Genomic DNA, 13,154 nt, shown 5'->3' with positions numbered 1-13,154 from the left:
CGTCAAATTAAATCTAGTACTTTCTAAGCAAAATTTTATCGATACGATGGTTGTCTGTTTTGTGAATAATTAGATCCGCCCTAGTCTTGGTAGGCTTAATATTTTCCAACAAATTAGGTAAATTAATTTGTTGCCAAACATCCTTGGCAGTCTCGATAGCTTTCTTTCTATCAGTGTGAGCCATTTCGTAATAATAGTTAGATGGATTTTGGAAAGCGGTATCCATCAATTTTTCGAAACGTTCAATGTACCATTGTTCAATCAAATCATCATCGGCATCAATGTAAATTGAGAAATCGGTAAAATCAGAAACATAGATTTGTTGGTTACTTGGTAGTTGTAATGTGTTAATCCCTTCGATAATCAATACATCCGGTTGGTCGATGATATCGAACTCGTCTGGAATGATGTCGTAAACGTCATGTGAGTAGACTGGTGCTTTGACGTTATGCTTACCTGATTTAACCTCGTTTAAGAAGTTAATCAATGACTTCATGTCGTAACTTTCAGGGAAACCCTTTCTGTCCATAATGCCACGACGTTTTAATTCTGCGGAATTGTACAAGAATCCATCGGTAGTGATTAATTGGATTTTCTTGTCTTCGAAGTATCTTGATAGCAATACTTCCAATAGTCTTGCGGTAGTCGATTTACCAACGGCCACACTTCCGGAAATTCCGATGATAAATGGCACCTTTCGGTCTTGCTTATCCAAAAAGGCGGTCTTGGTCTTTTGCCATTGGTTGAAATTTTGGGTACATAGATCCAACAAATGGACGATGGGAATGTAGACGTCGCGCACGTCTTGAATTGAAATCTCATCGTTAAAGGCCTTAATTTGTTTTAGCCCGTCGGTAGTAACGGGGATCGAGCGTAACTTGTATAAGTCCTTCCACTCGTCTTTCTTAAATGCGTAGTAATTGATTGGATCTGACAATTTTACGCCTCCGTTCAAATAAAAGTAGTACGTCCATAATACCACCGAACATCTTATAAACGACAAAAAAGCGCCTAATCCCTATGGATAGGCGCTTTTATTTGTTACTAATTGCGATTATTGTAAATCATATAAATCGCTAGGCACAACATCAAACAAGTGAGTTGGCTTTCCTTCAGCTATAATTGTTAGTTCGTGCATAGCACGAGTACAGATTGTGTAAACCAGTTGACGGTCTGCTTCGTCACCAAAATGTTTGTCATCTGCGTCAAACATAACCACAGAGTCAAATTCTAGCCCTTTAGCAAGGTAAGCAGGTATTACTAGTGTTCCTGTAGTCAAACGTTGGTTTTCGGTCTGTATAAGCGTATTTTTTACATTTCTATCGTCTAATTGTTCGGATAATAACTTCGCATCAGCCAAAGTTTTGACAATAATGGCTGTTGTGTCGTGTTTTTCCTTATCATTATCGATTCTAGCGACTAACTTATCGAGAGCAGCATTCCTATTTTCAACCACTTGCATGACTGGTTTATCACCAACTCGAGCAAATGATTCGATTTGGCTACCGCCTTCTAGAATGTGCTTAGTAAAGTCAGTGATTTGTTCAGTAGAACGGTATGACTTAGTAAGTTGAACGACGTTAGTCTTTTCAGAATCGAACATAGTTGATAGTTCTGATAACAATGTATGACTATTTTCATGAGTGAAGATAGCTTGGTTCAAGTCCCCTAGTAATGTGAAACGAGCACGTGGGAATGTGAACTTCATAAATGCCATTTGGAATGCGGTGTAGTCTTGGACTTCATCAATGAATAGGTACTTGATGTCTGTCTTTGGACGTTTACCTGAGATACGGTCGAATAGATATAGGTATACTGAAACATCTGACATTGAGATGTGACCGTTCTTCATTTGATTGATTGAAGTATCAACTGACTTAGTCCAGTCTTCCTTGGTTAAGTCATACTTGGCTAGGTCAATTAGGTTTGGCACGTTTCTTAGGAAGTGTACTAGTTGGTTGTTCACCCCTAGGAAACGACCGTGGACAATTTGTTTTCTGATACGCTTAAAGGCACCTATAACAATGTGTCTTGCTAGGAAATCGAATTCCTTGTCAGCGTTTTCGAATTCGTCTGGATGTGCGTTTTGCACGGCTTGAATTTGTTCTCTACTCAAGTCTTGCACGGCTTGTTCTACCCAAGCCTTCTTCATTTCCGCCTTGACACGACGGTTCAAAATCTTGATCAAACGCTCCTTGGTAGCGTCTAGACGGTTTCTTAGGTTGTAGTTTTCATTGAAACTGTAGTAGATTTCTGCAATTTGTTCCTTTGAGATAAAGATATCGCCTTGGAACTTCAAGTTCTTGAACTTCATGTCTTCACTATTCAAATGGTTAGTGTAGGCAGTTTCAGCCTTAAAGAATTCTAGACTATTCTTAAGATTGTTGATATTTCTTAGCTTCTTATCTTCTGAATTATCTTCTTCGAAACGTTCTGAAAGAGTTTCAACCTTGAACTTAGGTACACGCAAACTACTGTATTGGTAGTAAGTCATTTGCACCATGTTTTGTTCACCTAATTCAGGCAACACTTGGTTGATGTAGTCGTTGAACAATTGGTTAGGTGAGAACAATACCACTTGCGCTGAACTTAGCTTACCTCTGTATTGATACAATAGGAAAGCGACACGTTGCAATACGGCAGCGGTCTTACCAGAACCGGCAGCTCCTTGCACGAATAACAAGTCTGACTTGGTATCTCTGATAATCTTATTTTGTTCTCTTTGAATGGTAGTAACGATACTCTTCATCTTGGTATTGGACTTACCATTTAAATTATCCAATAACATTTGATCCCCAACCACTTGGTCGGTATCAAAGATGGTTTCAATCTTTCCATCTTTAATTTGGAATTGACGTTTCAAAGTTACGTTTACGGTTTGTTCACCCATTGGTGTATGGTAGGTCAATTTACCAATCTTGCTATCGTAGTAGATACTTGAAATTGGAGCACGCCAGTCATAAATCAAGTAGTGATCTGGACTATCGGCAAAAGAACCTAAACCGATATAAATAGTTTCTGCCTTGTGTTCGCCTTCTTCTTCGAAGTCTAGACGAGCAAAGTAAGGACGTTCTTGCATCTTAGAAAGTTTGTCGTATTCCTTAGTTGCATGTTTCCAACTATTTTCACGTTCTTCTAGCATTTGTTGTTGTTGACGAATGGAGACTGATGTTTCCATCATTCCAGAGTAGGTACTGGTCTTCAAACGCACATCATTATAGAAGTTTTTATTGATATCATGCTCATCTTTTTCAGCACGATTAATTTTCTTAACGGCTTCAGCTTTAGCAACTTCAACCTTAGCTAAAACATCGTTTAAGTGTTTTTGTTCTTGTTCTTTAATTGATTCAGACATTTGAGCTACGCTCCTATCTTAAAATTTGGTTATTAATTTTAGCACATATATGATAGAAAGAAAAGCAAATCGGGACTTAACCTAATCTTTTCTCTACCCCTGCCATATATGATAAAATGTAGACATACAAATATGTCAGGAGGTTTTTTCTGATGATTAACATTTATCTTGTTCGTCATGGACAAACTTATTTAAATAAATACAACCGTATTCAAGGAATCGCCAACGCCCCTCTTACCGAAAAGGGAATTGCCGATGCCATTGATGCCGGAAAAAGATTAAGCTCAATCACATTCAATCATGCATATTCCAGTGATATGCCTCGTGCTTTTGATACTGGAAAATATGTATTGCAACAAAATCCCTCAGATATCGAAGAACCTATTGCAGATAAAGCTTTCCGTGAAGAAAACTTTGGTTACTTTGAAGGAAACGATAGTGAAGCTGCATGGCACCAAATTGGTGGACCAGACGGCTTGGACGATTACGGTAAGATGATCAGCAAACTTGGTATGGGTGGTACAGCCGATTTAATCGCTGCTCACGACCCTTACGGTGATGCTGAAAACAATCAAGACCTATTGCATCGTTTCATCCCTGGATTAAAGAAAGTCATTCAAAACGCTAACGACGGTGACAACATCATGATTGCGGCTCACGGTACCATCATCAGATGGGCTGTTGACCAATTCAAGGATGACACCATCGATGTTTCCGAACCAATCGAAAACGGTAGTGTTTCAAAATTAGTATCAAATGCTGACGCCAGTGAAATCAGCGTTGAATACTACAACAACTTAAGTAAAAACGTCTAATAAACATAAAAATAACCGTTACTTAATAAAGTAACGGTTATTTTTTTAGCTGTTTAAGCGATCCTTGTACATTTGAATTTCGTCATCGGCAGCACGAACATAATGGTTAGGAGCAATTTCAACTAACTTACGTTGCTTTCCGTCACTTTCAACACTTGCATCGTAATCTACGATCTCACGTTGTCTTTCAAATTCAGGGTCCGGTACCGGAACAGCTGAAAGTAAACTTCTGGTGTAATCGTGTAATGGATGAGCGTACAGTTCATCGGCATCAGCGATTTCTAACATACGTCCATAGTGCATAACACCAATACGGTCACTAATGTATTTAACCATTGATAAATCATGGGCAATAAATAGGTATGTTAGTTTACGTTTCTTTTGTAAGTCCTTAAGTAGGTTAACTACTTGGGCTTGAATTGACACGTCCAATGCTGAGATAGGTTCATCAGCGATGATGAACTTAGGCTTAACAGCTAAAGCACGGGCAATCCCAATTCTTTGGCGTTGTCCACCAGAGAATTCATGAGGATATCTGTTGGCGTGTTCTTTGTTCAAACCAACTGTTTCCAATAATTCTTCAACTTGAGCATCACGATCAGCCTTGTCTTTAGCTAAATGGTTAATGTCGATACCTTCGGCAATAATATCTTTAACCTTCATACGTGGGTTTAATGATGCGTAAGGATCTTGGAAGATTGTTTGAATATCACTTCTGAATTCTTTTTCATCTTTTTTAGTCTTTAGTTTTGAAACATCCTTGCCTTGAAAGATAATTTTACCACCTGTTGGTTCATACAAATGACTAATTGCACGACCTGTGGTTGTCTTTCCGGAGCCAGATTCACCAACTAGTCCAAATGTTTCCCCTTGATGGACGTTGAAGGTAATATCATCAACAGCTCTAACTTCGTCTTTACGACCAACGTTAAAGTATTGTTTTAAATTCTTTACTTCTAAAATTTTTGGTGCATCTTTATCTAACATATTGTCACCACCTATCCTTGTTTAGTCTTTTTAAAGTGTTCTTGACGCTTTACGATGTCAGCTGGTGGAGTCACCTTAGGAGCTCTATCATCTAACAACCATGTTGCTGCGTAGTGAGTGTCAGAAACCTTAAAGAATGGTGGTTGTTCAATTGTATCAATCTTTAATGCGTACTTATTTCTAGCAGCAAACGCATCCCCTACCGGTGGTTCCAATAGGTCTGGAGGAGTACCTGGGATTGATGGTAGTACATCTTCGTTGGTATCCAATGTAGGCATTGAACCTAATAGTCCCCAAGTGTATGGGTGCTTTGGATTGTAGAAGATTTCATCAACAGTTCCGTATTCAACGATTTTACCCGCATACATAACTGCAACACGATCAGCCATACCCGCAACTACCCCTAAATCATGGGTAATGAATATGATTGAAGTGTTAATCTTGGTTTGTAATTCCTTCATTAATTCCAGAATCTTAGCTTGAATGGTAACATCCAACGCAGTGGTTGGTTCATCAGCGATTAAGATTTCTGGGTAGTTTACTAACGCAATCGCAATCACGATTCTTTGTCTCATCCCACCAGAGAATTGGTAAGGATAATCATTGATACGTTCTTCGGCATTAGTAATACCAACTAGTTTTAACATTTCCAAGGCTTTAGCCATTGCTTTTTCTTTGGATAAACCTTGGTGAATCATTAGTGGTTCGGCAACTTGGCGACCAATCTTCATAGTTGGGTCCAATGAAGTCATTGGATCTTGGAAGATTTCAGCAATCTTGCTACCACGTATTTTACTTAATTCTCTTTCATCTAACTTAAGAATGTCTTGGCCATCAAATTCGATGGTACCGTCGACAACGTCGGCGTTAGGTGCGTTCAATCCCATAATGCTTCGAGTAGTTACTGATTTACCAGAACCGGATTCCCCAACGATTGCTAGGGTTTCACCCTTCTTTAAATCAAAACTAATGTCACGAATGGCTTGAACAGTACCTGCGTAAGTTTTGAAATTAATTGATAAATTTCTAACTTCTAAGATATTTTCCTTGTTTTCCATTCTAGTCACCTACTCTCTTGATTTAGGGTCAAATGCATCTCTTAAACCATCACCTAAAATGTTGAACGCAATCATTAATAATGAAAGAACGATTGCTGGAACCCACATTTGATATGGTAAGAATTGGAATGACTTTTGACCGTTACTAATCAAAGTACCTAATGAAGCTGCTGGAGCTGGAACCCCGATTCCGATAAATGATAGGAATGCTTCGAAGAAGATCGCACTTGGAATAGTGAACATAGTATTAATGATAATCACTGAAGTTAAGTTTGGTAATAAGTGCTTGAAAGCAATCTTAAATGAACTTTCACCCAGTGAACGAGCAGCTAGTACGAATTCTTGACTCTTCAATTCAAGTGTTTGAGCACGAACCAAACGAGCCATGTTAATCCAACTAGTAAATGCAATCGCAATGATGATTGCAGGAATACCTGGTTTTAATACCAATAGTAGAAGAATCATAACAACTAGGTTAGGAATTGATAGTAGGATTTCGATAATACGTTGCATGAAAGTATCAACCTTTCCACCAATCCAACCTGAGACAATTCCGTAAGCAACCCCGATAGTTAAATCGAAGAAAGTTGCGACAACAGCAATTAATAGTGAGATTCTAGTACCAAATAATGTTCTTGCGAATAAGTCACGACCTAAGTAATCACTACCTAACCAGAAGTAATGGTTGGCAGCATCACCTGTATAGGCGTTAATACGTGCTCCACCTTGCACTAAAGTTCCGTTAAATCCAGGAATGTCAATTCCAGGAATACGTGGTGGTAAGTTATTTAAGTTTGGATGTGTAGCAATATTACTGAATGCAGGAATAAATGCTGATCCAAATGATACGACAAATAAGAAAATCAAAATGTATAGTGAAATCATTGCCGCTTTATTTTTCTTTAGACGACGCCATGAATCCTTCACAAAAGTAAGAGAAGGTGCCGCGATTTTTTCATTATCTAAATGGGCACCATCTGATAATGGTTCAAAGGCGTCTTTTGGTAGTTGTTTTGCTTTATCTGCCATATTATTCTCTTCCCCCTGCTACTCTGATTCTTGGATCGATTATTCCGTATATGATGTCGGTAATTAATAATACGACACATAATAGGAAACAATACATAACTGTAAGTCCCATGATTGTTGGGTAATCGTTTGTTAACACTGAGTTAACAAATTGTTCACCAATACCTGGAATTGCGAAAATGTTTTCAACAACTAGTGATCCAGTCATGATGTTTACGGCCAATGGACCGATGATTGTTACCAAAGGAATAAGACTATTTCTTAAAGCATGGTGGTAAATAATACCGAACTTACTTAGTCCCTTGGCTCTTGCTAATTCAATGTAGTCTGAACTTAAAACGTCGACCATTTCAGTACGTACGAAACGTGCTGATTCAGCTAATGGCATTGCTGCCAATGCTAGTGTTGGAAGAATTGTGTATGCAAATCCACTCCAACCAGCGATTGGTAGTAATCCCCACTTCAAAGCAATTACGTATTGTAGTAATACTGAGAAGACGAATGAAGGAATTGAAATTCCTAAAATTGAGATGATAGTAGTTGAAGTATCAACCCATGTGCTCTTCTTGATTGCCCCGATGGCACCAACAATGATCCCAGCAATCACTCCGACAACCATTGCTTGAGCACCCAATAGAAGTGATGGTCCCATACGACTTGAGATTAGGTATGAAACCGGTTGATCACTGAATTGGAATGATGTTCCAAAGTTACCGTGAACGGCGTTCACTAGGTAACTAATGTATTGTTGCCAAACTGGTTGATCCAAACCGTATTGTTTTAACACCATGTAACGTTCGGCTGGAGAAAGTTTAGCTTCGTTAGTCAATGGAGTCCCTGGCATTAACTTCATTAAGAAGAATGTCACAGTGACAACTATGAATAACGTTAATAACAAGTAAAAAATTCGCTTTGCTAAAAACTTAACCATATTTTTATATCCTCGCAATCTTTCGGGGGAATCTCCCCCCTTTATGTACGGAAGAGTTTTAGATTCGACTACCTATATTATAGTAGCTATCTAAAACTCTTCACAATGAAAAACTTAATTTAATTAGTTTTTACTTCTTTGAAATAGTAGCATCTCTGAAGTCATAAGGTGAACCAGTAGGGAAGAATTGTACACCACTTACACGAGGCTTGATAGCTTCAGAATTTACTTGGTGGTATAGAGGAATAATTCCTTGGTCAGCCATTAATTCTTTTTCAGCATTTACTAGATCATTCCAACGTTTAGCAGGGTTGTTTGCATCTACGCCTTCAGCGTTCTTAACGTATTCGTCGTATTTAGCATTGCTCCACTTACCGTTGTTGTATGAACCATCAGAAGTAAATAGTTGTAGGAATGAAATTGGGTCTGGGAAATCAGCACCCCATGCACTAACAACCATGTCAAATTGACCATTTTGTGAACGGTTTAATCTTGACTTAAATGGAATGTTTTGTGCAGATACCTTTAGGCCAGGTAGTTTTTCTAGAGCAGTTTGTAGGAATTCAGTAGTCTTCTTACCTGAATCAGTGTCATCAGATAGGATTGAGTAGTCAACTGACTTCTTACCAACTTCTTTTAGACCCTTAGCCCATAGTTTCTTAGCTTCTGCTAAGTTGTAAGTTACACCAGTCTTGGTTCCAGCGTATTCAGTAAAGTCTTTACCGTTACGTTTTGACATATCAGGTGATACGTAACCTACAGCTGAGATTGAACCGTCACCTAAAGTGTTCTTAGTGTATTCATCACGGTCAATTGCTAATGAGATAGCTTTTCTAATATTTGCGTTCTTAAAGATAGGATCTTTCTTTTCGTTTAATTCAATGTAGAAAGTTGATGCTTGCTTTTGTGAGTGGAATTCGCTTGAATTCTTGTACTTAGCAACTTGTTGTGCACCTGATAATGCAGTTTCATCAAGTTCGCCAGTTTCATATTGGTTTAATGAAGTGTTGGCATCGTTTTGAACGTTGAACTTAACACCGGCAACCTTAATCTTGCTTGCATTGTAGTAGTCTTTGTTCTTAACTAAAGTCCATGAGTTGTTGGTACCAGTCCATCCTTCAACTTTGAATGGTCCGTTGTATACCATGTCCTTACTTGATGTACCGTAAGCTGAACCGAACTTTTTAACAGCTGATTCGCTTTGTGGTAAGAATGGTGCCATTGTTACTAAGTACTTGAAGTAATCTTGAGGCTTATTTAACGTAACAACTAGTTTGTAGTCACCTTCAGCTTTAACACCTAATGATGAAACAGGTGCCTTACCCTTACCGATTGCATCAGCGTTTGCAACGTTGGAGAATAGGTATGAGTATTGTGAAGCTGTCTTAGGACTTACAGTACGTTGCCAACCGTAGACAAAGTCTTTGGCAGTTACTGGCTTACCGTCACTCCATTTTGAATGACGTAAGTTGAATGTGTATGTCTTACCGTCTTTTGATACCTTGTAACTTTCGGCTACACCAGGTTTTAACTTGTTGTTAGCTGCATTGATCAATAGTCCTTCATTACTATTGTTTAATGCACCAAAACTAACTGTATCGGTTGCTTTTGAAGCATCCAATGTTGGTAATTGAGAACTGGTTTGCCAGTTAATATACTTACTTGTGGATTCTTTTGAAGAATTACCACAGGCTGCTAATAGGAATGCTGATGCTGCACCAACAACCCCTAGCTTTACTACGGATTTCATTTTCATTTCCATTACCCCCAATTTCCTTACTAAAAAGTTTTTGTTTAAAAGGATTGAGAAAATCATACCACCAGACGATTATAAAATGCAATACTTTTTCTAATTTAATTTTAATTTAGTTGAATTTTTCTAAATCTAAAAGTAAAGAAAATGTTAATGCATCAAGACTTGTGAATGGTTTAGATAATCTAATCATTATGAAAGTTATGCTCATAATTTTATTAAATCCCTCTAATTTTTTATTATATTTCATCTTTTGTATAATCATTCTTATTCACCATATGTAAATGGTATAATGGATAAAAATAACAAGGAGGTATTCATTTGGATACAGAACAACAAACTGCCGTTATCATAGGTTTAAACCTAGACAATGAGCAATTCGAGTACTCAATGACTGAATTAGCTGCCCTAGCTGAAGCTAATAACCTAGAAGTTGTGGCTCGTTTGGTTCAAAAGCTAGATCATCCCGATAAAGCCACATACTTCGGTAAAGGTAAAGTTGAAGAATTAAAGATGACCGTCTTGGATAAAGGCGCTGACATGGTCATCGTTAATGATGAACTATCACCTAGCCAAATCAGAAACCTAGAAAAGCAAACTGAAACGAAAATCATCGACCGTACAGGCCTAATTTTGGAAATCTTTGCTAACCGTGCTAGAACTCATGAAGCCAAGCTTCAAGTTCAATTGGCCAAGTTGCAATATCAACTTCCCCGTTTGCACACCAGTGCTAGTCAACGACTAGATCAACAAACTGGTAGCGGTGGTGGTGGATTCACCAACCGTGGTTCCGGTGAATCCCAACTTGAATTAAACCGTCGTGTGATTGAAAAGGATATTTCTCACATTAAACAAGAACTAAAGGATATCCAAAAATCAGACCTAACACAAAGAAAACAACGTGATGGTAAAAACATCCCTACTGTAGCCTTGGTTGGATACACCAACGCAGGTAAGTCGACCATCATGAACCAACTGGTTAACCGATACGGTGAAAACCAAGAAAAGCAAGTCATGGTTAAAAACATGTTGTTTGCTACCTTGGACACCAGCGTTAGAAAACTAATTTTCGATGACAACAAAACCATGTTACTATCTGACACCGTTGGTTTCGTAAGTAAGTTACCTCACCAATTGGTTAAGGCCTTCCGTTCCACTTTGGCCGAAGCTGCTAATGCTGATTTATTAGTTCAGGTGGTCGACGAAGCCGATGAAAATAAGGAACTAATGATGAAGACCACTGAGCAAACATTGAAGGAAATCGGGGTCGAAAACATCCCAATGATTACCGTCTTTAACAAGGCTGACATCCTAGATGAACCTCGTCCTCAACGTGCTGGTGATAACCTAATCATGGCAGCACTTGAAGAAGACTCTATCGACGAATTGGTTCAAATCATTCGAGAAAATAGTTACAAGGATTACGTTACTGAAGAATTTTTAATTCCGTTCGATAAGGGTGACATTGTTAACTACCTAAACACTGATGCCAACGTACTTTCAACCGAATACGTGGCCGAAGGAACCAAGGTCAAAGCAGAACTAACTGCAGTTGACAGTGAACGATTTAAACAATATCTTATTAACAACTAATTTTTTTATAAGGATGTGATGAGGTATCGACAATCAACTAACTGCAAAAGCAGCAATCAAAGATAGTATTCCCACCATGTTTGGCTACATCGGAATCGGACTCGCTTTTGGGATTATCGGGAAGTCCCTTGGTTTTAGCCCCTGGCTAGTCGCCATTTTATCGTTAACCGTTTATGCCGGATCGGCTCAATTCATTTTGGTATCAATGATGGCTTTACACAATCCCGTTTTCTCGATTGTGCTTGCGATTTTTCTGGTCAACTCCAGAATGATTCTAATGAGTATCACAACCGCACCATACTTTAAGAATGAATCGATGTTCAAAAACATCTTAATTGGTTCTTTTTTGACAGACGAGAGTTTTGCTTTGGGTATGAATAAGGTTAACTACACTGATAATCAGTTAACGTTTACCTGGTTTAATACCGCCAACATTGTCTCTTATTTCACCTGGGCCGGTGCCTCATTTGTCGGTGCCATCGCCGGTAGTTTCATCCATAATCCATACGCAATTGGATTAGACTTTGCCCTTGTCGCAATGTTCATCGGATTATTATACCTACAAGTGATTGCCAAAAATGGTATGCCATTGAAATTGAAACTATTGATGATTTTAATCACCTTCATCATGGTATTTATTGGATTAATCTTTATTCCAAGCAACCTATTAATCCTACTAGTAACACTGATTACTTGTCTGATTGGAGTGATTATCAAACATGTCTTCTTTTAATTTCACGCTACTAACCATTATTGGATGTACGCTAGTTACTTGGTTGTCACGTGTGATGCCGTTCATCCTATTAAAGAAATTCAAATTATCGAAACCAGTTGAAGAGTTTCTAAGTTTCGTCCCCATCGTGATTATGGCAACGTTATGGTTCTCAGAACTGTTCGTCCAACACCTGGGACACTTACCTTCCATCAACTGGGAAAACTTAATTGCTTCAGTTCCATCTCTCATAGCTGCTATTATCACTAAGAGTTTATTAGTAATTGTGATTATCGGAATTATCTCGTTAGCAATAATTAGATTAATATAAATAAAAAGACCTAACTTTACGTTAGGTCTTTTTTAGATTGTTTTGATTAATTCATCAACTTGGTTTTGCGCTTTTTGCCAATCATTATTTTCGATGATTGTCGCTACATCTTTTAAGTTATCTGGGATTTCAATGTCGCGCTTGTATTCATTACTATCAATTCTTTGATTAACATGTTCGATGTCATCGCCACGTTTAATCATTCGTTCACGAAGAATAACTGGATCGTTAACTTGGACAAACCAGACAATGGCTTGATCACCTAATTTTTGCTTGTATGTAGCAGCTCCTAAGGTATCAAGCACAATAATAGCTAAATCATTTTCGTTCCATGCTTCGTTAATCCCCTCCATTGAAGAGCCGTACTTAGCGTGTGAATATTGAACATGTTCTAATAAATGCAATTGATTAAATGATTCGTCATTTTCAAAATAATAATCAATACCATTTTGTTCACCATCACGCGGTGATCGAGTGGTATGCGTAATTACTTTAGCTGCGTGGTACTTGTCAATCACGTAGTCGCGAAGGGAAGTCTTCCCACTTCCAGCCGGACCGGTAATCACTATTAATTTTTTTGCATCCATTGG

Annotated in this window: 12 protein-coding genes; 4 read left to right on the top strand and 8 right to left on the bottom strand. The window is 38.3% G+C overall.

What is annotated here, in order from left to right; genetic code table 11:
• Window positions 1-13: 13 nt before the first annotated feature.
• Complete coding sequence (gene coaA / locus K5Q07_RS02015) at window positions 14-937, bottom strand: type I pantothenate kinase (protein WP_220729355.1); 924 nt, start codon at window positions 935-937, stop codon at window positions 14-16.
• Between the two features lie 117 nt (window positions 938-1,054).
• On the bottom strand, window positions 1,055-3,355 hold the full coding sequence (helD, locus tag K5Q07_RS02010; RefSeq protein ID WP_220729354.1) for an RNA polymerase recycling motor HelD: 2,301 nt from the start codon (window positions 3,353-3,355) through the stop codon (window positions 1,055-1,057).
• A 152-nt stretch (window positions 3,356-3,507) separates the two neighbouring features.
• On the opposite strand from helD, the gene K5Q07_RS02005 reads away from it, so the two are divergent.
• Entirely contained in the window at window positions 3,508-4,170 is a 663-nt protein-coding gene (locus tag K5Q07_RS02005) for a histidine phosphatase family protein (RefSeq protein WP_308442862.1), read from the top strand.
• 45 nt (window positions 4,171-4,215) lie between these two features.
• On the opposite strand, the gene K5Q07_RS02000 is transcribed toward K5Q07_RS02005, so the two are convergent.
• The 5 genes from K5Q07_RS02000 to K5Q07_RS01980 form a co-directional block, all read right to left on the bottom strand.
• Window positions 4,216-5,157 carry an ABC transporter ATP-binding protein gene (locus tag K5Q07_RS02000; RefSeq protein WP_220729353.1) on the bottom strand — a complete coding sequence of 314 codons (942 nt, stop codon included), beginning with the start codon at window positions 5,155-5,157 and terminating at the stop codon, window positions 4,216-4,218.
• 11 nt (window positions 5,158-5,168) lie between these two features.
• Window positions 5,169-6,215, bottom strand: a complete 1,047-nt coding sequence (locus K5Q07_RS01995; RefSeq protein WP_054606833.1) for an ABC transporter ATP-binding protein — start codon at window positions 6,213-6,215, stop codon at window positions 5,169-5,171.
• Between the two features lie 9 nt (window positions 6,216-6,224).
• Complete coding sequence (locus K5Q07_RS01990; RefSeq protein ID WP_220729352.1) at window positions 6,225-7,244, bottom strand: ABC transporter permease; 1,020 nt, start codon at window positions 7,242-7,244, stop codon at window positions 6,225-6,227.
• A 1-nt stretch (window position 7,245) separates the two neighbouring features.
• Complete coding sequence (gene opp3b / locus K5Q07_RS01985) at window positions 7,246-8,175, bottom strand: oligopeptide ABC transporter permease (protein ID WP_054606835.1); 930 nt, start codon at window positions 8,173-8,175, stop codon at window positions 7,246-7,248.
• Between the two features lie 130 nt (window positions 8,176-8,305).
• Complete coding sequence (locus tag K5Q07_RS01980; RefSeq protein WP_220729351.1) at window positions 8,306-9,931, bottom strand: peptide ABC transporter substrate-binding protein; 1,626 nt, start codon at window positions 9,929-9,931, stop codon at window positions 8,306-8,308.
• Window positions 9,932-10,243: 312 nt separating this feature from the next.
• Between K5Q07_RS01980 and hflX the strand changes: the two genes are divergently transcribed.
• Genes hflX through K5Q07_RS01965 form a run of 3 tightly spaced genes read left to right on the top strand, consistent with a single transcriptional unit; the run spans window position 10,244 to window position 12,564 of the window.
• A complete protein-coding gene (gene hflX / locus K5Q07_RS01975) occupies window positions 10,244-11,521 on the top strand; it encodes a GTPase HflX (RefSeq protein ID WP_373310026.1) in 1,278 nt (425 codons plus the stop codon).
• A gap of 25 nt (window positions 11,522-11,546) precedes the next feature.
• A complete protein-coding gene (locus K5Q07_RS01970; RefSeq protein WP_220729428.1) occupies window positions 11,547-12,254 on the top strand; it encodes an AzlC family ABC transporter permease in 708 nt (235 codons plus the stop codon).
• Complete coding sequence (locus tag K5Q07_RS01965; protein WP_220729349.1) at window positions 12,241-12,564, top strand: AzlD domain-containing protein; 324 nt, start codon at window positions 12,241-12,243, stop codon at window positions 12,562-12,564. Before K5Q07_RS01970 ends, K5Q07_RS01965 begins: the two co-directional genes overlap by 14 nt.
• A gap of 32 nt (window positions 12,565-12,596) precedes the next feature.
• Here the strand turns inward: K5Q07_RS01965 and K5Q07_RS01960 are convergent, their stop codons facing one another.
• Window positions 12,597-13,151, bottom strand: coding sequence for a guanylate kinase (locus K5Q07_RS01960; protein WP_220729348.1), 555 nt, complete (start codon window positions 13,149-13,151; stop codon window positions 12,597-12,599).
• Window positions 13,152-13,154: the final 3 nt, after the last annotated feature.

Source organism: Apilactobacillus zhangqiuensis (assembly GCF_019656215.1).
GTDB lineage: Bacteria > Bacillota > Bacilli > Lactobacillales > Lactobacillaceae > Apilactobacillus > Apilactobacillus zhangqiuensis.
The sequence above is the reverse complement of the archived record's forward strand: the minus strand, read 5'-3'. Positions and strand labels throughout refer to the sequence as shown.